Raw genomic sequence first — 20936 nt, 5'->3', positions numbered from 1 at the left:
AAACAGAATTTGAAAATTTCGAATAACTGGCCGTGTCAGGAGGATAACCGACATGAAAATCTATTATCCTCACACTGCCGAAAAAGCTTCGACTGACACATTGCGAAACAACTCCAGTTTCCTGCCTGTTCGCACTTCGGCTGGGTACACAAACCAGACAGGGGCCTCGGGCGAGTGTAAGCGCCCCGGCAGTACTTCTACCAGAACTCCTTCGTCGAGTTCGCGTTTGATCGCAAGACGCGACTTGATCGCAAGGCCAAGCCCATTGGCTGCCCCGTCGGTCAGGGCGCTTGAGCTTGAGACCTCAACATTGCGCGCCAAACGGATTGTTCGTTTGCGCCCCCCGGCGTCGGTGACGTCAATCCGTTGTTGCCAAGGAAGAGAAACCCAAGGTGCATCGGCGAGGTGTTCGAAGGTTTTAGGCACGCCATGGCGATTGAGAAAGTCTGGACTTGCGCAGATCAAGCGATCATTGTCGCAGAGTTTTTGGGCGCGCAGGGCGCTGTCGGCCAATTGTCCCACGCGGATTGCGCAGTCCTGTCCTTCCTCAGCCAGAGCTACCATGCGATCGACCGCTAGAAACTCGAGTGTCAGATCAGGGTGTGCTTGTCTAAGTGTTGCTAGTTTTGGCATGATGAATCTGGACAGAATCCAGGGGGACATAGTTACCCGGAGATGTCCGCGAAGTTGAGTTGTCCCGCTGCCGGCCTCTTGCTCGGCCTGTCGCAAATCCGCAAGAATTGCTTCGACCCGTTCATAAAAGATCCTACCCTCATCTGTTAGGGTTAACGCACGGCTTGTACGATAGAAGAGGGTGATGCGTAGGGCATGTTCGAGTTTCGAGATCCGATGGCTAACTGTTGCCGGTGCAATGTTCAAAGCCCGTGCCGCTTGTGACACACCGTGAAACCGTGCCACGGCCGTGAAGGCCTCCAAATCACCGATGCTATACATGCGACTGCCTTTCGTTTGAAAATTTTGAACACTGACCCTGGAAAACGCCCACTAGAAGTTATCATACTTTCAGTCAGACGATGAGCCAGGTCCTTCAATCAATACGCTCGGCTGCCCCACGGGCCTTCGCGACGGACAGCATTCAAAGAGGTGGTAACAAACAGCGAAGGGTCCGATCTGAACACAGATTATGTCTAAGTTAACAGGTCTCCTCCATATTAGATGTAGAGATTCTGGAGGCGTTTCATGACTCATGTACTGATTGTTGATGATGAACCTTTGCTATTAGAAGAGCTGCAGGATTCATTGGAGTTGGAGGATTTTGAGGTCTCCACCGCAGGGTCGGTACCCGAAGCGCTTGAAGAATTTAAAACATCATCTTTCGACGCTGTCGTTACAGATTTGAAAATGCCTAAGGTTGGCGGGCTGGAGCTGATTCGCCACTTGAATGAGGTGAACTACCAAGGGACTGTCGTTGTGGTCAGTGGTCATGGGGCGGAGAGTTCGAGAGAGGATGCAATGGCGCTTGGGGCCGCGGCGTGTTTCTCTAAACCTCTTGATATTGAAGATTTAATTTCCGTTTTAAATCAGAATTTCTGACGCCTGATTGTTAATAAAACAGTTTTCAAGAAGGGTAGGAGTGCTGCGCCTTTAGGGTAGGGGGGGTACTTTCTGACGGATAGGTCTGCCTGAAAACTATTGTGTGCAACGGTATACATATCTCATCCTTGGTCTGTAACCTCAACAGCCAACGGAGTAAGAGATGACCAATAAACACATCCCCCAAGACGTCCAAGCGATGACCGTTCTTGTTGTTGACGATGACAAGTGCGCTTTGGAAGAATTGCAGGACATCGTTGATTTAGAGGGTTGGAATGCCATTATCGCAGATAGCGTTGATATGGCATTAGAAGTTTTGGAATGGTACCCGTTTATCGGTGTCGTCGTGACAGATGTACATTTTGTAGATCCGTCAGGAGATTCATCGACGGGAATTCAGTTGATTTCCAGAGCAGAGGCTCGTTTCCCAGATCGTGACCTCAATTTTATTGTACTAAGTGGCGATCCATCAGCAGTAAAATCCTCTGAGCAAATTGGCGCTGTCGCCTTTCTGTCAAAGCCGCTTGATGCCGATCTTCTGGTTGAGGCGATCAAGGCAGGAGCAGGAGTTGGTATTGGCGTTCCAAATTGTGACCCAAGTGACCAGAAGCTGCTTAAACGCGTGCAATATGTCACGCAGGAACTGCACAAGACGCATGTTCGCGAGGCAGGAGGTGTCGCATGAAATGGATCCTCTCAGCAGCCGTCGCCTTGTCTCTTGTACAGGGTTCCAGCGTTCAATCCAAAGAGAGTAACCTTTCTCAGGAATTTACATTCGGGATTGTTCCGCAGCAATCTGCCAGTCGTCTTGCAAAGATGTGGGGGCCTATGCTTGAAGAATTGAGCAGCCGCACTGGGGTATCCTTTCGGTTTCGAACCACCAAGGATATCCCAACATTTGAAGCCTGTTTGGCCGAGGGTGTCTTTGACTTTGCTTACATGAATCCGATGCATTACGCGATTTTCTCGCAGGAAGCGGCCTATTTCGCGATTGCGCATCAGGAAGGCAAACGGCTGAAAGGGGTGATGGTTGCGCGCGCGGATTCAGATTTTTCTGATCTGCATAGTTTGGTGGGGCAAAATATCGCTTTTCCCTCACCGGGCGCCTTTGGTGCAAGCATCCTGAACCGAGCTTCGCTTCAGCAGAGTGGCGTGGACTTTGAACCATCTTATGTGAAATCTCATGACAGCGTGTATCGTGCTGTGGCAGCTGGACTGATGGCGGCAGGAGGCGGTGTCACGCGGACATGGAATGCGATGGATGCAGAGGTGCGTGCGCAGCTACGAGTTATTTATGAAACGGATGGTTTCACCCCCCATGCTATCGCAGCGCACCAGAGCGTCACCCAAGATTTGGCGCAAGTGGTACAGCAAGAAATGCTGTCCTTATCTACCAGCCACCCCGAGCTGGTCAAAGGGATCGGTATGTCTGGGTTGGTGCAAGCCGAGGACAGTGATTGGGATGATGTTCGCGCGCTGGGTATGGCGCGTGATGAGACTGGGATTTCTAAAGAAGGAGATGCAGAGTGTCCTTCCGGTTAAAAACAATTCTTGGCATTGCGATGATCGAGCTTACGGTCATGGCAGTGCTCATCGGGATCAATCAATTTTCTTTGGGTGGTTCTGCAACAACCCAGCTTTATCAGCGCGCAGAAACAACAGTGCGTGTTTTCGCCAATGCCGTATCTGATGCGGTCATCTCGACAGATTTAGCGACGCTGGACGCCACTATTGCAACAGCTCTTTCGAATGGAGAACTTACCTATCTAAGGATTAAAAACGTAAATGGCGTTGTGCTTTCGGAGGGCGGTGATGCAGCCGCGTTGGCTGCTCCATTTATCCGTGATGCTGATTTTGACGCGGCGCGCAGCGATCACCTGATCGATATTGATTTGCCGATTGCCTTTGGTGACACTGTTTACGGATATATTGAGCTGGGACTGTCCACATTCTCGGTGGAGGAAGAAATCGCTCAGGCTTTGCGTTGGAATGTGATCGTCGCCATTCTTGGCATGTCCTTGGTTGCAATCTTTGGATATGGGCTGGGCACAATGTTGACCCGACAGCTACATTGGCTTCGTAAAGGCGCACGGACGATAGCTGAGGGGAATCTGGACTGTCAGATCCATGTGCGCGGGCGGGATGAACTGGCCGATACAGCACGTTGTTTCAATGATATGGCATGGACTCTTGCGCGGGACCGACGTGTGTTGCAGACCCAACAAGACGAGCTGCTTGAGAAAAAAGCACGGGTGGAAGTCCTTGTGGGATGTTTGCGCGATGTGGCCGACAAATGCGATAATGTTCAAGTGCCAGATACCGACCGTGCGGATGAAATCGGTGAAATGGCTCGTGCGACCGTTGTTTTCCGGGCCGCTATGGAAGCGATCGAACACGCAAGAATAGAACAACAGCGTCTTATCTCTGCATTTGATCAAGTCGACGAGCAGGTAGCGATCTTTGGAACGGATGACACAATCTTATTCGTGAATGCAGCCTTTCGCGCCTTTAACCGGTCCATACTGGAGGCGTTGCCAGAGGACTTTACGCTGCGTGGGTTCTTGGAAGAGGGCTTGGATCAGGGGGCATTCCCTGCAGTCGAAAACAAACAGCGCTGGATGAAAGAGCAGCTCACACGTGAGCAAGGCACACCGCGTGAAATTCGCCGTGCACCAGATCGGATTTTGCTAACGGTCCAGTCTCAGGTGGATGGGATCGGAACAGTCTTGTCTGCTAAAGACGTAACCGAATTGCGCCATTCTGAACACCAACTGATTCAGGCGTCCAAACTTGCCACGTTGGGTGAGATGGCCACTGGGATTGCCCATGAGTTGAACCAACCGCTTGGGGTGATCCGGATGGCGTCGACCAATTGTGTGAAACGGATCGACAAAGGCAAGGCGGATCTTGAATATCTGCGTGGCAAACTTGAACGTGTTGGCGAACAAACGGAACGAGCTGCACAGATTATCAATCATATGCGTGTCTTTGGTCGTAAGGCGGAAGGTATCAGTGAGCCATTCGACCTTCGTCAGAGCCTTGAAGAAATGAGCGCACTGGCTCGGACGCAGCTACATACACAGGATATTTCGCTGAGATTGAGCTTGCCAGATGAACCTGCGATCGTGCTTGGAGAAAAGGTTATTTTCGAACAGGTCCTGCTTAATCTTGTCAGCAATGCCAGAGATGCCATCGAAGGCAGTGGTGCAAGCCAGGGTAAGATTTCAATTACTGCTGATTTTGCGACACACGAAGGTCATGTCATAGAAGTGCGTGACACAGGTGGTGGTGTGCCGGAAGGGCTGCTGGATAAGTTGTTTGAGCCGTTTTTTACCACCAAAGAGCCAGGTAAAGGCACCGGTCTTGGGTTGTCTATCAGTTTTGGTACTATCCGCGATATGGCAGGTGTTATCTCAGTGACCAATGAAGGTGCGGGAGCTTGTTTTCGAATAGTTCTGCCTGATGCCAGTCTTGACGGTGAAGCGTTTGATGAGGCGTCGGTCGCATAAAACGCATCGCATTCGCCAAGAGAGCGGCAGCCTTGAGCGATGAGTATGGTTCTCTCTCGCTCACTGCCTGCCTTGAAAAAGGCTCTCTTTCTTAAAATTCCACAGCGCTGCGGAACAAAAAGAACCTAGGCTGTGGCGTCGTCCATCAAGGGCTTTTGATGAGGATCTCTTGTTGAATTTGGCCGGTGAGGTTGTTCAACACTAAAATACGATCATCGGCGGTGACAATGGCAATCCAACCCTCGCCAAAAGTAACTGCTTTTGCTTCAATTCCATCAGGTAGCGCTATATTTTCCGGTAGATCGGGCCCATCATCAGACAATCGGATGACAAGCAGCGCAACAACGACTACAAGCCCGCAGATCATTACCGCTGTCAAAGTGGTGATCAATCTGCGCAGGAATTTCAGCTGCGCGGGTTCTTCTTGTTGAAACTCAGATGGAACAGGGTCAGTCATGGGCAGCCGCCAGATCACATTTGTTATTGCGGACAATCCGCCTAAGCGACTTGATAAAGCGGTTTCACGGGATGTGCCAGAGGAAGCGGCGCTGTCTCGTACCCGGTTGTCAAAGGTGATCAGCGAGGGTGGATTGCAGATCAATGGCACTGTGGTGACGGATCCAAAAGCCAAGGTCGCGGCTGGCGCAGAGGTATTGATCGAGGTTGAGGAGGCTGGTGAGAGCCATATTGGCCCCGAAGACATTCCTTTGACGGTAATTTATGAAGATGACGATTTGATTGTGGTCAATAAATCGGCCGGCATGGTTGTGCATCCCGCGCCGGGGTCGCCGTCAGGCACATTGGTGAATGCCTTGATGCATCATTGCGGTGATAATCTTTCAGGTGTCGGAGGGATCAAACGTCCGGGGATTGTGCACCGGATTGACAAAGAAACATCAGGACTGTTGGTGGTCGCGAAATCAGATGCGGCGCATCAGGGGCTGGCAGCGCAGTTTGAGAAACATACAGTTGAACGCTATTACCGGGCGCTCTGCTATGGGGCGCCTGCCGCGACTGACCCACGGGTGCGTGGGGTGAAGGGTGCCAATTTCGAACCGGGCAATATTTTAAAGATTACAACACAACTGGCGCGACATAAAACTGACCGTCAGCGTCAGGCTGTGTTGTTTCAAGGCGGGCGACATGCCGTTACACGGGCCCGGATTGTGGAAACTTTCGGGGAGCCTGCAGCGGTTTCGCTAATTGAATGTTGGCTCGAGACAGGGCGAACCCATCAAATTCGGGTGCACATGTCACACGCAGGACATGGGTTGGTCGGAGATCCGACCTATGGAGGCAAGAGAAAGCTTTCTGCAAAAGCGTTGCCACAGAAAGGCATTGACGCCGTCCAAATGTTTCAAAGACAGGCCTTGCACGCGGCTGTTCTGGGGTTTGAGCACCCGATCACAGGAGAAATGTTGCGATTTGAAGCACCTTTGCCGCAGGATATGAAGGAATTACTGTCCGCTTTGCAGCAGTAAAATAAGGGGTTCGCGGTTCAATCCATCCGATTTTGAGGGAAATACATCTTTTGATTGCACTTGTAACAGGGTGCACAACAGTGTGACGGGTATCACAGACCTATACCCTAAATGCGATAATATCGTCATATTAGATGCACACCCCTTGATTGGAAAAGTTCCAATCCCATATGCCTCTATGTTAAGCCCCTAAACATTGGGAGGGACAGAAAAATGGCAAATTACGCAAATCTACCCGCACCGACCCCAGAAGGCGGTTTGAATAGATATCTACAGGAAATTCGCAAGTTCCCATTGTTGGAACCTGAAGAAGAGTACATGCTGGCAAAGCGCTGGGCAGAAGAGCAAGACGCTGCTTCAGCTCATAAAATGGTGACATCTCATCTTCGTTTGGCTGCAAAGATTGCGATGGGATATCGTGGATATGGCCTGCCACAGGCCGAAGTTGTTTCCGAAGCCAATGTTGGCCTGATGCAGGCTGTAAAGCGTTTTGATCCGGAAAAAGGCTTCCGTCTTGCAACCTATGCGATGTGGTGGATCCGGGCCTCGATCCAAGAGTATGTCTTGCGGTCTTGGTCTATGGTGAAACTAGGCACGACATCTGCACAGAAGAAATTGTTCTTTAATCTGCGCAAGGCTAAGGCCAAGATTGGCGCGCTGGAAGACGGGGATCTGCACCCCGATAATGTCAAAAAGATCGCGACTGACCTTGGTGTTACCGAAGATGAGGTGATTTCCATGAACCGCCGGATGTCTGGTGGGGATGCATCGCTTAACGCTCAGATTGGATCTGAAGGCGAAGGCACGATGCAATGGCAGGACTGGTTGGAAGACGAAGACGCGGATCAGGCAGGCGATTATGAAGCCCGTGACGAGTTGGAGGCGCGGCGTGAGCTGTTGGCGATGGCAATGGATGTGCTGAATGATCGGGAGAAAGACATTCTGACTCAGCGCCGTTTGTCAGATCAGGTAAAGACGCTGGAAGATCTGAGTACACAATATGACGTCAGTCGCGAACGTATTCGCCAGATTGAAGTGCGAGCGTTTGAAAAACTGCAAAAGAAAATGCGCGATTTGGCACGTGAAAAAGGCATGCTGACCTCTGCGTAATCGCGCTTTTTCAAGTTTTGGTTCGGGCGATGGTGGTATCAAAAGCCTCTGCCTGAACCAAAACCGCTTTACATAGGCCTTCTGTGTTGAGGGGGTTCTGTTGCACAAATTGGGGTGTGGCCGCACTTCCCCTTTGCCTAGACGGATTTAGCTTACGGTCTTTGTGACGGGTATGCCTGGAGTGGTACGCCTGTTGAGAACGGCCACACGGATTGGGATTTCCGCGACTTGGCGTTCTTGCGGGGCGGGGTGACGGTGTGTATCCAACGTGCTGCAATCGCATCATGACAGTTACGTGTGTCTTAGGCTCCATTTTGGGCGCTAACCTGATGACCTGATCGGCTGGTATTTGATCGAGTAGCTTTGGCAACATAGAAGCATCACCCACATTGCTCGTTGTGTCCTCCACAGCTCGTACCTTCAACGTTTCCTCGTCGATCCCTATCTGTATCTTACGCCAGATGCGGCGTTTCGGACCGCCATGATTGCGGGCGTTCCACTTGCCCTCACCTTCAGATTTGATGCCAGTGCTATCAATCAGAAAATTCAAGGAGCCGATTCCACCGCGATAAGACTGGCTCACACTCAGCGTCTTTTCACGACGGCACAATGTGCTGAAATTCGGTACGGCCCCGTCCAGCCCAACCAGCTGCAACAGGCTTTCAACAAAGCCTGTCGTTTGCCGCGACGGAAGCCCGAACAGCACTTTCAGTGTCAGACACGTCTGGATCGCAACATTACTAAATTGCTGCTGAGGACGGTGCTTGCCGCTCGGGAGCGGAACTCAGCCGATGTCGGGATAAAAGCAAATCGACAACGATCCGCGTCGCTTCAGCGCGGCATTATATGAAGGCCAGTTCTCTGTCTGCTACTTCGTAGGGGATCAACGGCTCGTGTACGCAAGCTACCATACTGGATCTAAACTGCGAATCCTCGAACCGGAGTTGTGCCGCAAAGCTAATAAAACTCGCCCAATGCAGGATATTACGTGTAAAATGGGGCATTTTCTGTCTCACCCTATATGGAAGTATAAGGTATCTTTTTGCTCAATACTCAGCAGGTCATCTAAGTATTACGCCACAGACAACTGGCCTCTCATCAGATCGGAGGTCTGGCCGATAAAATATCATTTTACTTTAGGCTCTTAAATCGGTTCGCCATGAAATCTATGAAACTTCTGACTCTCGCAGAAAGATGGCGGGTAGGCGGGTAAACTGCATTGATTGCGAGTTTCGTCGCCATGTAATCTGGCAATAGCTGAACAAGACGTCCAGCCCTGACATCCTCATCTACCATATATTGCAGAGACAATAAAACGCCCTGTCCCTTCAAAGCCAAGGTTCTGGCACCGCTCGCACTGTTGATCTTTAGACGTCCCTCAACCTGATAGGTCATCGGTTGCCCATCTACCAAAAATGTCCATTTGTTACGGGCTTTGAAATTCGTATCCACAATGCAGGTGTGGTGTTCGAGATCGCTGGGGCTGTTCAGGTCGCGCGCATTTGCGAGGTAATCAGGGCTTGCGCAGAGGGCAATGGGAACCATACCAATCTGGCGGGCCAGCAACGAAGAGTCTTCTAGGCTACCAATCCGTATCGCCAAATCAATACCTTCCTCTACAAGATCAACATAGCGGTCAGTCAAGTCGAGTGTCGCGGTGATCTCCGGATGTTCTGCTGAAAAATCGGCCAAAGCCTCGACCAGATATTTTCCGCCAAAACAGTGGGGAGCTGTGAGGCGTAGCTGGCCGCGCGGCGTGCAATGATCCTGACGAACATCTGCTTTCAGTTCGTCAAAATCTTCAACGAGGCGTGCACATCTACCATAGAATGCGCTGCCGGTTTCGGTCATGCTCACGCGCCGTGTGGAACGGTGAAACAGCTGAGCACCCAACTCGCTTTCAAGCGCACGTATATACTTGCTTGCCAACTGGGGTGTCATACCCAGCCGTTCAGCGGCGGCCGTGAAGGAACCGGTGTCAGCGACTTTCAGGAATGTCTTTAGTAAATCAATGCGGTCCATGACTTTAGCCATATAGGCGATAATCATTCAATGAAAGCCACCTTAATCAATAAAATGAAGTCCTATATCCCTGTCTGAGAGATTTTGGACAGAAAATGAGTGGCCATATGAGTGTCAATACTTTGATTATGCTCTTTTTTATGCCGCTAGCATTTGGAATTGGGCTTGGGAGCGCAGAGCGACGCGCTTCGGTCGCATCGTGGTTAATAGTTCTTGCGATGGGATCTGCAATTGCCGCGATCTACTTGCTGCATGAAGGCTTCCCGCCATTTCCTGCGATTTCATCTAAACATAAAGTTGCCTACGTGCTCATAGCGATCCCGCTTCTTGGCCTCTTTATCGATAAACAAACACCAGTTTGTCGTACTGCCTTACAAACTTTGCTCGGAGTGGTAACATTTTCATGGTTGATCCAGCGGCCTTTGTCTGCTGGGCAGATTGACTGGCAATGGCTTTTGCCCGTGGGAACAATTTTTGTTTGGGCTGCAACGGTAGCCAAAGTGCCAGAAGTGACCGGGTCATCATTCACATGGCCAGTGACCACTTTGGCGAAGAGTATCACAGCAAGCATCATTGCCCTGTTGGGTGGTTTCATTGGGCTGGGGCAAGTACTGCTGTCCCTATCGGCGCTCGTGGGCGGTTACACACTTGTTGTCTTTTTAAGCGCTTTGAAAGGCGGGCCGCAGCCCCAAGTCTCTCCGATGACGATCTGGACCATTCAAAGCAGCTTACTGGTCCTGCTCGTGCAGCTCGCAACTTTTGCGACCAATCTCAGCACGGGAGCATATTTGCTCATAATTTCCATGGTGGCGCTGCCTTTTGCGGACTCAAAGCTCTCGCGCTTGCCCATCCTCGTTCAACCCTTTGCGTTCGCGGGCCTCGCATTGGTGGCAGGCATACCTGCCATCCTGCTTGCTCTGCGTAATTTCTGATCCCCAACCTATCCATGAAAGGACCAAATATGTCTCTCTTTTCACGCACGGCCATCGCAGCTGCACTGCTTGCCTTGACGGCTCCAATCGTTCAGGCGGCCGAGCACTATACTGTCCATGAAGATCACACCTGGGTCACCTTCAGCATAAATCACGCTGGATGGGCCAATGCGCGTGGCATTTTTCGTAACGTTTCCGGTGACATTATGTTTGACCAAGAGAACGTCACCAACAGCTCTGTTTCAGTTGTGATCGCGTCAAGCAGTTTAGATACGAATTCCGAACAACGTGACCGCGACATGGGCGGCGCAGACTTTCTGAACATCTCGGAGTTCCCTGAAATTACTTTTGAAAGCACTCGTATTGAACAGACCGGTGAGCGCACCGCGATTGTTTATGGCGCTCTGACCATGATTGGAGTGAGTCGAGAGGTTGCGCTTGATGTTGTTTGGAACAATGAAATGCCTCTGCCTTGGGATGCGTCCACGATCAAAACCGGTTTTTCAGCCACCGCGACGATCGATGGTACGAATTTTGGGATGAACCAACTGGTGGCTTTTGGTCTTGGCCCGAAAATCGATGTCGAGATTGATCTGGAAGCACTACGTCAGTGACACCGGTGTGCCTCTGATCATACCCCCCATCAAAGGAGCAGACTTAGAATGACGAAACTCCTCCATATTTCCGCTTCGCCGCGTGGTGAAAAGTCAAAATCGCGTGCGCTGGCTTTGGCTCATATAGAAAACCGCATCGCCAACGATCCAACCCTGCAAGTCGATACGATCGATCTTTGGGATGAGGTTTTACCGCAGTTCGATGGTGATTGGGCAGCCGCCAAGATGGCTCTCTTTGGAGAGGGAGAGATGACGGATGAAATGCAAGCGAACTGGACACACCTGACCGAAATCACCAATCGGTTTACCGCGGCGGATCACTATGTGTTCAATGTCCCGATGTGGAACAGTGGTGTTCCTTATCGTTTGAAACAATACATCGACATTATTACGCAACCTGGCTTTTTATATGGGTTCGCACCCGAGACCGGATATTATGGCCTTCTGTCTGGCAAGACAGCAACGGTGATCGTTTCAAGTGCGGTCTGGGCACCGGGCGTCGATGCTCGCTTTGGTCGGGACTTCCACTCCGGGTATCTGGAGTGGTGGCTGCACAAAATTGGTGTGAAAGACGCTAAGTTCATCCGCTACCAACCATCCATGTTGACCGCCGATCCAGCGGCACAATTCGAAGCCGCGCGAGCGCAGCTTTAGCTCAGATAACCAGATGCGCCGAAGCTTCTGCGCGGCGCATCTCAATCACAACGCTAACTTTGATAACTAAGGTTTTATCATGATATCTCGATACTGCCACACAAGCCCGTCGCGCTTTCTTCTCCGTTCTGGTTTGCACACTTCTCTTTTTGAACATGCTAGAGTGCTCGCCCTTTGCTTCGCGACTCTCACCGCCATTGTTGTGGGGGGACATCCCGCGTTGGCCAATGAAGATACGCCTCAGCGTATCGGTGTGATGCTGTTTGACGGCGTTCTCACCAGCGATGTTGTGGCGCCCTTGGAGGTCTTCGGCGTGGCCATTGAAAATGAGATCATCGAAGGCTATGAGATTATCACTATCGCCCCCGAGGCTGGTTTGGTCACGACGCATGAAGGGTTAACTTTACAGGCGGATTTCGGAATCGAAGATGCCCCTGATCTGGATGTTATTATCGTCGGAAGCCGATATGATATGGACCCGGTACTTGACGATCAGGATTTCATGGCATTTGTGACGAAGCAGGCGGCACAGGCCGACTGGATCGCAAGCAATTGTTCTGGCGCTTATGTCCTAGCTGCGACAGGCCTATTGAACGGTGTCAACGTCACCACCTATCCCGGAGGTGAAGTCTGGTTGAAGCTAAATCATCCTCGGGTGCGGATCGACATTGACGCCACCGTTGTGGTGGATCAAAACGTTGTGACCAGCAACGGATCTTTGGTCAGCTATGCAGCTGCAATAGAGCTTCTGAAGAACATCGTAGGGCCCGAGCAATCTCAAGAAGCTGCAGACACAATCTACTTTACCCGCTTGCTAGAGCGTCACGGCCTTTCCAATAGCTGACGCCCGTCTGGTTACGCGGCGGAGGATCAGACAATGACGAAAATTGTAAATCTGACACATTTCTACCCATATACGGCGAGACAGGTATGGGATGTGGCTACAGATCTGGATCATCTCAGTACTGTCACCGCAGGTCTACTAGCTTTTCGCGACTTGCCATCAGGCGCAATTCATCAAGGGCAGCACCTCAAAGTGCAGGTCTCACTGTTTGGAAAGCTGCCGTATCAGCCATACGAAATGACCGTCCTTGAATGTGATAAGGACAAGATGGCGTTCCGCTCCAATGAAAGTGGGGCGGGCGTCAAATCCTGGCGCCATTCTTTGGTTGTACTTCCACAAGATGAAGGTAGCTGCCGTATCGAAGAGCAGATCGAGATAGACGCCGGAGTGATGACATGGGTTTTTGCTGCATGGGCTCAGTTTATGTACCGTAAGCGGCACGCTCCCCGTCTCCGGATCTTGACAAGAGGTGCCACCCAAACGGGTGCTTGAACAGAAAAGGGCATTGAAATGTCGACGACGCAATCCACTATCACCGGGTTTCATGCCCACATTTACTTTGAGCAATCGTCCACCGAGGCGGCACGTACTCTGTGTGAGCAAGCGGCCGAGCGGTTTGGCGTCGCCATGGGGCAGCTTCATGCGCGACCTGTCGGACCACACCCGATGCCATCCTGTCAGCTGGATTGCAGCCCACAGAAATTCGGGGAACTGCTGCCCTGGTTGCTGGAGAACCGTGGTGATTTGATCGTGTTCTGCCATGCACAAAGCGGTGATCATCTCACCGATCACACGCGTAACATCTTTTGGCTTGGAGAGGTACAATCGCTCAACCTAGAAATGTTCAGGTAAGTGGAACGGATTGCGAGCATCTTAGATTGTACGTGTGACGTTTTTGTGCCGCTCCGAGTGCTCGTTTAGGCGACTTTCTTTTCGAATATGACCGGGCTTTTCCAGCTCCAGGCTGTGTGCCGCCGTCGCGGATTGTAGGGTCTGTTTATGCATTAGAAGATCGCCAGTTCCGCGTCTCTGCCACGACCTACCCCAGATCAGCCTTGATCTTCTTGAAGAAGGTCTCGACAGCGGAGCTGCCGTAGCAATTGCCCTTGCCTGACATCGACACTTTGAACCCATGCTGGCACAGTGTCTTCTGTAGTTGTGCGAGCAGTCTTGGTTGTCACGATCGGTATAATGGGTGCAGCCCTTGTAGGGCTGGCGGAGTGCCACGGCCATCTCTAGAGCCCTTATCGCAAGATTGTGTGTCATGCGGTTCAAGACGGCCCAGCCAGCCAGTCAGCCGCCGGGAATGCAGGTCACGAATGATGGCCAGGTAGAGCCAGGCTTCGTGAATCCAAAGTGAGCAATTGATGCGCCATTGGTTCGAGCACACTGGCGAACGCTGATATCGCCCACCTATTTCTGGTTCTGGGGGCAGCGCGGAAGTCCCGGTTCAAGAGGTTAGGCGCGATGTTGAAAGCAGCGGTGCTGTCGGTCGCCACCTTGTATTTCTTCGACCTTTCAAACCCACAGCCCCTTATTATGACAGAGGGACCAGTGACGGCAGGCCACCAGCACATTGCTTACGTCTCGTTGACCGGGGCCACTCATGGTAGAATTTGCTGATGCGATGCGATAATTTCCAGAGTGCTCTTATCTGAACTGTTCCCAATCCAGCCCGTATTTAGCGAGGTATTTGCGCAGGCGGTCCGCGTCGTTGGTAGATTTTCGGCGCTCGCGCGAATGGGCAAAGAGGGTGCGGCCTGCTTCACTCAGGGATGCGCTGCTTTGGCAAATACGGACAACTTGGGCCAGTTGGGCGCGGTCGAAGAGGTCAATCTCCGCCGACTCCCGCCCCATCACCTTCGAAAGCAGTCTGGCGTCTCCGTCGCTGTGGGAGGTAGACCAGAGATCGCGCAGGCGGCGAATTTCATCCTCTACCATCGAACGGGTGATCCGACCCCGCGCGGCCAGAACGCACATGCGCCGCACTGAGGCACCGAAGTCGCGGAAGTTGCCGGGCCACAGCGTTGCGGGATCGCGGCAGAATTTCAGGTAACGCGTGCGGGCATCAAGGTTGAAACCGTATTGAACGCCGAGCTCTTTCTCCGCCCGCGTGAGTTCATGGATAAGGTTCGGCTCGATATCCTCGCGCCGCTGCCGTAGCGGCGGAATCTCAAACGTCCAAGCCGTAAGGCGGCTCAGGAGGTCCTGACGAAACTGCCCCTCGGCGGCTAATCTGCGCAGGTCGCGGTTGGCGCCAGCGATCACCTGAAACTGGCTGGTGACCTCGTAGTCGGCGCCGAGCGGGTAATAGCGCCCCGTCTCGATCGCATGCAAAATCACGGCCTGTTCGCGCAGGCCCAATTCGTCAATCTCGTCGAGGAACAGCATACCGCCATCAGCCTCGCGAAGTAACCCGTTGCGCTCAGATCCTGCCTGCCCCGTATAGCCGCGCCGCTGGCCAAAGAGCATCGCGATCCCATCCGATCCATTGAGCGTGGCACAGTTCACATGGACCATGCGGCCTTTGATTATACGGCGGTCAAGCTTGAGGGTGTGAATGCGTTCGGCCAGCCGGGTCTTTCCAGTCCCGGTCTCTCCGAGCAGAAGGATCGGTGCGCGGGTTGCCCCAGCCACGTGTTCGATCTGGGAAATCAGACTGTTGTAGGCCTCATTGCAGGTCTCGATCCCACCTTTCAGTAGATCGCTATACTCTTGGGAGATCAGGTCAAACCGGTGTTGCAAAGCATTGTAGCGGCGCAGATCCAAATCGATAATGTCGAGCTTGGCGTGACCGGCATCCGCGCTAGGTGGCCCAGTTTGCAACAGATGTGCGGGGATGTGGCGGCTCTCGGCGAGAAGGAACCAGCAGATCTGAGCGACGTGCGTTCCTGTTGTCAGGTGGATGTGATACCGCTCGCGATCCTCGTCAAACCCATAGCTGCGCGCAAAGTCAAAGAGCTTGGAGTAGACCTCTTCAAAATCCCACGGATCATCCAGATCGAGACGGTTGAGCACCACTTCAGTCTCTGGGCTGTTTGCTTCAATTTCATGTTTGACGGAGTGGGCGAGGCGGTTGTGATTATTGTCATAGAGCAGTTCAAGCCGATCCACCGAAAAACCGTCATGCGTGACCAGCGACGGCGTGGGTTTCCAGCGCCGTTTCCTGCCCATGTCGAGTTTAGTGCCAAGAAATCCGATGATGACGTTGCGCATGATATCAATTTTTATAAGTCACGATATTTTTATATCGTATTTTAATTCAATCCATTTGGCAAATGTGATATTTTCACATTATTTTCAGCTACTTGCCATGTCTCCACTTTCTACTCAGAGCCGATCCAGTTCCCTGCCACAAAAGGGAACCGAAAGAGTGAGTAGAGAAGAACGGGCAAATCCGTGTCCGTTGAACCGCCGGGGGCCTTGGGCCCATTCCCAAAGCCCCCGGCACCGATTTGAGACAGAGATTATAGATTTTGCCACCCGAAGAGGCGCCCGAGATGACCAAAACATTTACTATTGTGGAACAGGCTAAGCGTGCCGTCACGCAGCTATACCGAGTCTCACGGGGACGCGAGATCGCTGCGCTCGAAGCGAAGCTAGCGCAACTCTCGCCTGACGAGCTGGTTCAAGCGGAGAGTGACTGCGCCACTACGATGCGCAGTGAAGCATCGAAGCGGTGCCTTTGGGGGCTGACCGATAGGGCGGTCAAACGGTCGCCGCTTCTGGTGTCCTGCTCTGGTGATGGATATTTTCGTGAAAAAGCTCTGCGCGCCATGACGACCAAGCCCGACGACCTTGTGACGGTGGTGTTCTTGCTGGTCCGCAGCAATGACTGGGTTCCGCAGGTCCGTCAGATAGCGATGGATCGGCTTGTCGTACTCTTGCCACAACTCAACGTGGTGCAGCTGCGTCGTCTGCTGCCATTCGTCCTGTTGCGAATGCAAAGCTGGCAACGGGGCGCGGGATCCGCCATCAAAGCACTGCGACAGCACCCGGATTGGGCCGAAACCATTTACACGTTTTTTCTAGAGGCGGATCGAGGTCCTCTGTCCCGAATGATGCGTGCAGAAATGCAGTTCGAGACGCTCGACCCTTACCTGTTCAAGTTAGCCACACAGGCGCATTCGACACAGGTTCGCGCAGTGGCAACCGCAGTGCTGTTAAACGGGGAGGTGAAATGGCTGGTCGGGTGGCGCAAGCGATGGATCAGTAAAGGTGAAAATTTTTACCGCTGGGAGCCGGTCGTCGAAACACGGCCTTATGGGGTCACGCCTGAGGTTGCTCTGAGGGTGTTGCTCACTGCTGGGCGAGGCACGACGTCACTACGAAAGTTGGCGGCTGACACCTTCATCCGGCTCGGGCCACAGATCGCGCCAGAGCTCGCCACAACATTACAGGATGACCGCATCCCCTCGGTGCGCCGCCGGATGGAATTTATGACCCGCAAATGGGTCAACAAAGAAACTTTGATGACTGGATAAAATATGACTGATGACGTGACATTGACGACGATCACGGGCGAAGACCTGATCGCATGGGGGCATATACCCGGTGCACAATTCCCAGCGCTTTTGGAGCGCGCTGCTTTAAAGCTGGCCGAAGGGGCGAGTGTACAGGAAATTCGCGCGGCGCTTGAGGTTGAGAAACCCCAAAAGGTGCCGAAAACCCCACTCCATGCGGCAGGCGCGATTCCGTTTCATGAGAACATCCGCACGGCTTCTCCCGATGAGGAAGACAATATCGCCAAAGTGCGTGAGACCATGACGGCGGTGATGCGCACTCCGACTGTGGTGAGCGGTGCGGTGATGCCCGATGCTTGCCCTGCGGGCCCTACAGGAACAATCCCTGTGGGCGGTGTCGTGGCGACCAAGAATGCGATCCACCCGGGGATGCACTCTGCGGACATCTGTTGTTCGGTGATGATGACCGATCTGGGCGACGCTGATCCCAAAGCGGTGTTGGATGCCGCGCAGGCGGTGACGCATTTCGGCCCCGGTGGGCGACGCAACGGGGCGCGTTTCACGACCTCGCTCAAGCTGCTGGATGCCTTTCGCGAGAACTGGTTCCTGAACAATCCAAAGATCATTCGGATGGCGCAGGAGCATATGGGGACGCAAGGGGACGGCAACCACTTCTTGTTTGTCGGACGCTCGCGCAACTCAGGCCGCGTGGCGATGGTGACGCACCACGGATCGCGTGGTCCCGGTGCGGTACTTTACAAGCTTGGCATGGACGTGGCGCAAAAGTTTCGCAAGCGGCACTCGCCCCAAACGCTAAAGCAAAACGCTTGGATTCCCGCTGATAGCGAAGAAGGGATCGCCTATTGGGAGGCACTGCAATTGATCCGCAAATGGACCAAAGCCAACCATAACGCGATCCATCAGGCGACCGTCGAAATGGCACGCCTGGGCGATGTCGGTGAGCGGATCTGGAACGAGCATAACTTCGTCTTCAAACGAGGAGATCTTTATTTCCATGGCAAGGGGGCGACGCCAGCTTGGGATCACTATGCAGCCGATGCCTCGGGACGCACGCTCATCCCGCTCAATATGTCCGAGCCTGTCTTGGTCGTACGCGGAACGGATGCCGGTCACGCTCTGGGCTTTAGCCCGCATGGCGCGGGGCGCAACTTCTCGCGTTCTGAGCATCGCCGCCGCATGGGGGATATACCCCCCGAAGAACAGCTGAAGACCGAGACCAAAGGGCTGGACGTGCGTTTCCACGCAGGCGGGATCGATGCCTCCGAATTGCCCTCAAGCTACAAAAGCGCGGCCTCAGTGGTCCAGCAGATCAAGGACTACGGGCTCGCTGAGATCGACGACTACATTGATCCTTACGGCTGCGTTATGGCAGGCGATGTGCCACCTTTCTGGCTGAATCGCAAAAAAGGGCGCAGATAAGATCAGGTGGGAGAGGAAAACTTCCTCTCCTGCCATTTTGTATGGCGGCCACGCTGTCGCGCAATTGCATCACTTCAAGTGCTTGCTCACGCAGCGGCTTTCCGAATAGGACACTGACCGCTGAGCAGACCCCACCTTTTCATCCGCAACAGACAGGAGGGTAAGACATGACTGTATCCATCACCACTTCTCTTCCGCAGGATCTGACACGGCGCTGACCCCCTCTCGGGGCTTTTCATCATTGTGCTGATCCTTCCGAGGTCGCTTTTGGTCGCTTCTATTGCTATGGAAAGATGAACGATGGGCAATCCCATTTTATGGGAACCAAGCAACTGAAGGAACTAAAGGGGCTTCAGAAAGAGAATGATCGGCTGCGTCGAGCCGTGTCGGACCTGACGCTGGACAAGCTCATTCTTTCGGAAGCTGCACGGGAAAACGACTGAGCCCTTCGCGTCGTCGTGCCTGTATCGAGCATGTTTGTAGCCAGTTCAGGGTATCGGAGCGGCGAGCCTGTCGTGTTCTGGGACAGCACCGGTCCACATAACGTCGTGCCGGTTGGCCGTGCTGACGAGGGGCGTCTAGTGGCTGATATGATCGAACTGGCTCGCCAGTATGGTCGGTATGGCTACCGCCGTATGCCAGCTTTGCTCAGAGACGCCGGATGGCTTGTGAACGACAAGCGTGTCGAACGTCTGTGGCGGCGTGAAGGGCTCAAAGTGCCAATGAAGCAGCCGAAGAAAGGGAGGCTCTGGCTCAACGATGGCTCGTGTGTTCGTTTGCGACCGGAGTACCGCAACCATGTATGGTCGTGTGACCCTCGCCATTGTCGCTCGAGCCAACGGCGCTATCAATGGCTCGATGCATCATCGAACCGATGACGGGAAAGCGTTCCGAACGCTCAATATCTTGGATGAACACAGCCGGGAATGCCCCTCTCTCGGCAGATTTGGCTTTGCCAAATCGCCTGCCGGGCAACGGGTCGATCCGGGTGAAACGGCAGCTGAACTCGACAGAGGTTATCGATGCGCTGACGGACTTGTTTATCTTGCGCGGCGTTCCTGCTTTCAGTCGGTCGGACAACGGCCCGCTCGCTATTGTCGCTCGGACCAATGGCGCACAAGCTGGCTTCATTGCTCAGGCCGTCCGCGATTGGATTGCAGCGGTCGGCGCTAAGACCGCCTACATTGAGCCGGTAACGAGGCTGGACCTGTTGCGTTTTAGTGTCGCCCCAAGTGCTCGTTTAGGCGACTTTCTTCTCGAAAGCGACTGGGCTTCTCCATCCCAATGCTGAGTGGTGCCGGCGTGGATTTTAGAACCCGTTTATGTAGTTGAAGATTGCCATCTCCGCTGCCCGTCGCGTTGGCCAGGACTGCCTCCAGATCAGTTCGGCCTTGATCGTTTTGAAGAACGTCTCGACGGCAGAGTTGTCATAACAATTTCCCTTGCCGCGCATCGATACCCTGAAGCCGTGCTGGCGCAGGAGTTTGAGATAATCATGGGAGCAGTATTGGCTTCCACGATCCGTATGATGGATGCAGCCCTTGGGCGGCTGTCGCAACGCGACCGCCATCTTCAACGCACGGATCGCCAGGTCGCGTTTCATGCGATTGCTCACGGCCCAGCCGATCACCCGCCGCGGAATGCAGGTCAAGGATCACGGCAAGGTAGAGCCATCCTTCTCGGGTCCACACATAGCTTATGTCACCGGCCCACTTCTGGTTCGGCTGATCCGAACGGAAGTCCTGGTTCAACAGGCTCGGCGCGATGTTGAAGGCGTGGTTGCTGTCGGTCGTTACCTTGTATTTCTTCGATCTCTCAACCCGTATTCCATTTTCCCGCATCAAACGCCCCGCCCGACGGTGGCCGACGTTCAGGCCAAGCTCCTTCAGCTCTTCGGTCATTCTGGGACGGCCATAGCTGCCCAAGCTGAGCCGGGATTGCTCCTTGATGTGGGCTAGAACAACCATGTCGGCCCGCTGTCTTTGGCGCGCGAAGAAGGCTGTGGCCTTTTTTAGGATGTCCCTCTCCTCCTTGCGAATACGGTTCTCACGACGAAGCCGTTCATTCTCACGGGCAAGGACAAGGTCCTTGTCCGAAACCACATCCGTATGGCGATGAGCCGTAACCCATTTGTTCAGCGTCGATAAGCCTACACCCAAATCCGATGCAACTTGCTTGCGTGTCAGACCGCTGGTCAGTGCAATCCGCACCGCATCAGCGCGGAATTCGTCCGTCCGTTTCGTTCCCATAGTTCGTCTCCTTTGCTGCAATAAATGCTATCAAAGGAGCGGCATCAAACCGCGACAGGTCCAG

18 protein-coding genes and 4 pseudogenes are annotated in these 20936 nt (G+C 53.2%); 15 read left to right on the top strand and 7 right to left on the bottom strand.

The genetic code is table 11. The features are described from left to right. Positions 1 to 69: 69 nt before the first annotated feature. Entirely contained in the window at positions 70 to 954 is an 885-nt protein-coding gene (locus BLP79_RS17715; RefSeq protein ID WP_090221029.1) for a LysR family transcriptional regulator, read from the bottom strand. 246 nt (positions 955 to 1200) lie between these two features. Here BLP79_RS17715 and BLP79_RS17710 point away from each other — a divergent pair, with 246 nt between their 5' ends. The 4 genes from BLP79_RS17710 (at position 1201) to BLP79_RS17695 (ending at position 5063) form a co-directional block, all read left to right on the top strand. Then, positions 1201 to 1554, top strand: coding sequence for a response regulator (locus BLP79_RS17710; RefSeq protein WP_090221028.1), 354 nt, complete (start codon positions 1201 to 1203; stop codon positions 1552 to 1554). A gap of 163 nt (positions 1555 to 1717) precedes the next feature. Then, positions 1718 to 2239 (top strand): response regulator, encoded by a 522-nt coding sequence (locus BLP79_RS17705; RefSeq protein WP_090221027.1) that lies wholly within the window; start codon positions 1718 to 1720, stop codon positions 2237 to 2239. After that, positions 2236 to 3096, top strand: coding sequence for a phosphate/phosphite/phosphonate ABC transporter substrate-binding protein (locus BLP79_RS17700; RefSeq protein ID WP_090221026.1), 861 nt, complete (start codon positions 2236 to 2238; stop codon positions 3094 to 3096). Before BLP79_RS17705 ends, BLP79_RS17700 begins: the two co-directional genes overlap by 4 nt. Then, positions 3081 to 5063: an ATP-binding protein gene (locus BLP79_RS17695; RefSeq protein WP_090221025.1), complete on the top strand. Its 1983-nt coding sequence runs from the start codon at positions 3081 to 3083 to the stop codon at positions 5061 to 5063. The genes BLP79_RS17700 and BLP79_RS17695 overlap by 16 nt, the downstream gene beginning before the upstream one ends. A gap of 145 nt (positions 5064 to 5208) precedes the next feature. Here the strand turns inward: BLP79_RS17695 and BLP79_RS17690 are convergent, their stop codons facing one another. Further along, positions 5209 to 5520 (bottom strand): DUF6476 family protein, encoded by a 312-nt coding sequence (locus BLP79_RS17690; protein ID WP_090221024.1) that lies wholly within the window; start codon positions 5518 to 5520, stop codon positions 5209 to 5211. Here BLP79_RS17690 and BLP79_RS17685 point away from each other — a divergent pair. Then, positions 5519 to 6544: an RluA family pseudouridine synthase gene (locus tag BLP79_RS17685; protein WP_090221023.1), complete on the top strand. Its 1026-nt coding sequence runs from the start codon at positions 5519 to 5521 to the stop codon at positions 6542 to 6544. The genes BLP79_RS17690 and BLP79_RS17685 overlap by 2 nt on opposite strands. A 213-nt stretch (positions 6545 to 6757) precedes the next feature. Beyond that, positions 6758 to 7654 (top strand): RNA polymerase sigma factor RpoH, encoded by an 897-nt coding sequence (rpoH, locus tag BLP79_RS17680; RefSeq protein ID WP_090221022.1) that lies wholly within the window; start codon positions 6758 to 6760, stop codon positions 7652 to 7654. A 206-nt stretch (positions 7655 to 7860) separates the two neighbouring features. Here the strand turns inward: rpoH and BLP79_RS17675 are convergent. Together BLP79_RS17675 and BLP79_RS17670 are read right to left on the bottom strand one after the other, a co-directional pair. Then, positions 7861 to 8489: pseudogene (locus BLP79_RS17675) on the bottom strand (IS5 family transposase); the annotation flags it as partial. Between the two features lie 296 nt (positions 8490 to 8785). Next, positions 8786 to 9703 carry a LysR family transcriptional regulator gene (locus tag BLP79_RS17670; RefSeq protein ID WP_090221021.1) on the bottom strand — a complete coding sequence of 306 codons (918 nt, stop codon included), beginning with the start codon at positions 9701 to 9703 and terminating at the stop codon, positions 8786 to 8788. An 80-nt stretch (positions 9704 to 9783) separates the two neighbouring features. On the opposite strand from BLP79_RS17670, the gene BLP79_RS17665 reads away from it, so the two are divergent. The 6 genes from BLP79_RS17665 to BLP79_RS17640 all read left to right on the top strand — a co-directional run bounded on the left by BLP79_RS17665 (position 9784) and on the right by BLP79_RS17640 (position 13572). Continuing rightward, entirely contained in the window at positions 9784 to 10608 is an 825-nt protein-coding gene (locus tag BLP79_RS17665; RefSeq protein ID WP_090221020.1) for a hypothetical protein, read from the top strand. Positions 10609 to 10637: 29 nt separating this feature from the next. Beyond that, entirely contained in the window at positions 10638 to 11222 is a 585-nt protein-coding gene (locus BLP79_RS17660; protein ID WP_090221019.1) for a YceI family protein, read from the top strand. Positions 11223 to 11270: 48 nt separating this feature from the next. Then, positions 11271 to 11876 carry an FMN-dependent NADH-azoreductase gene (locus BLP79_RS17655; RefSeq protein WP_090221018.1) on the top strand — a complete coding sequence of 202 codons (606 nt, stop codon included), beginning with the start codon at positions 11271 to 11273 and terminating at the stop codon, positions 11874 to 11876. Positions 11877 to 12096: 220 nt separating this feature from the next. Continuing rightward, positions 12097 to 12720 (top strand): DJ-1/PfpI family protein, encoded by a 624-nt coding sequence (locus BLP79_RS17650; RefSeq protein ID WP_157844009.1) that lies wholly within the window; start codon positions 12097 to 12099, stop codon positions 12718 to 12720. A gap of 33 nt (positions 12721 to 12753) precedes the next feature. Then, on the top strand, positions 12754 to 13212 hold the full coding sequence (locus BLP79_RS17645; protein WP_090221016.1) for an SRPBCC family protein: 459 nt from the start codon (positions 12754 to 12756) through the stop codon (positions 13210 to 13212). An 18-nt stretch (positions 13213 to 13230) separates the two neighbouring features. After that, positions 13231 to 13572: a DOPA 4,5-dioxygenase family protein gene (locus tag BLP79_RS17640; RefSeq protein ID WP_090221015.1), complete on the top strand. Its 342-nt coding sequence runs from the start codon at positions 13231 to 13233 to the stop codon at positions 13570 to 13572. A gap of 65 nt (positions 13573 to 13637) precedes the next feature. Here the strand turns inward: BLP79_RS17640 and BLP79_RS20070 are convergent. Next, positions 13638 to 14068 (bottom strand): annotated as a pseudogene (locus BLP79_RS20070) (transposase); the annotation flags it as partial. A gap of 302 nt (positions 14069 to 14370) precedes the next feature. After that, positions 14371 to 15936, bottom strand: a complete 1566-nt coding sequence (rtcR, locus tag BLP79_RS17635) for an RNA repair transcriptional activator RtcR (protein WP_090221014.1) — start codon at positions 15934 to 15936, stop codon at positions 14371 to 14373. Positions 15937 to 16220: 284 nt separating this feature from the next. On the opposite strand from rtcR, the gene BLP79_RS17630 reads away from it, so the two are divergent. From BLP79_RS17630 to BLP79_RS17620, 3 genes and pseudogenes are all read left to right on the top strand, one after another. After that, positions 16221 to 17204, top strand: coding sequence for a hypothetical protein (locus BLP79_RS17630; RefSeq protein ID WP_090221013.1), 984 nt, complete (start codon positions 16221 to 16223; stop codon positions 17202 to 17204). A gap of 3 nt (positions 17205 to 17207) precedes the next feature. Further along, positions 17208 to 18623 carry an RtcB family protein gene (locus BLP79_RS17625; RefSeq protein WP_090221012.1) on the top strand — a complete coding sequence of 472 codons (1416 nt, stop codon included), beginning with the start codon at positions 17208 to 17210 and terminating at the stop codon, positions 18621 to 18623. Positions 18624 to 18928: 305 nt separating this feature from the next. Next, positions 18929 to 19815, top strand: a pseudogene (locus BLP79_RS17620) (IS3 family transposase); the annotation flags it as partial. A 48-nt stretch (positions 19816 to 19863) separates the two neighbouring features. Here BLP79_RS17620 and BLP79_RS17615 read toward each other — a convergent pair. After that, positions 19864 to 20872: pseudogene (locus tag BLP79_RS17615) on the bottom strand (IS3 family transposase). Positions 20873 to 20936: the final 64 nt, after the last annotated feature.

The sequence above is a fragment of the Epibacterium ulvae genome, assembly GCF_900102795.1.
Lineage (GTDB): Bacteria > Pseudomonadota > Alphaproteobacteria > Rhodobacterales > Rhodobacteraceae > Epibacterium > Epibacterium ulvae.
The sequence above is the reverse complement of the archived record's forward strand: the minus strand, read 5'-3'. Positions and strand labels throughout refer to the sequence as shown.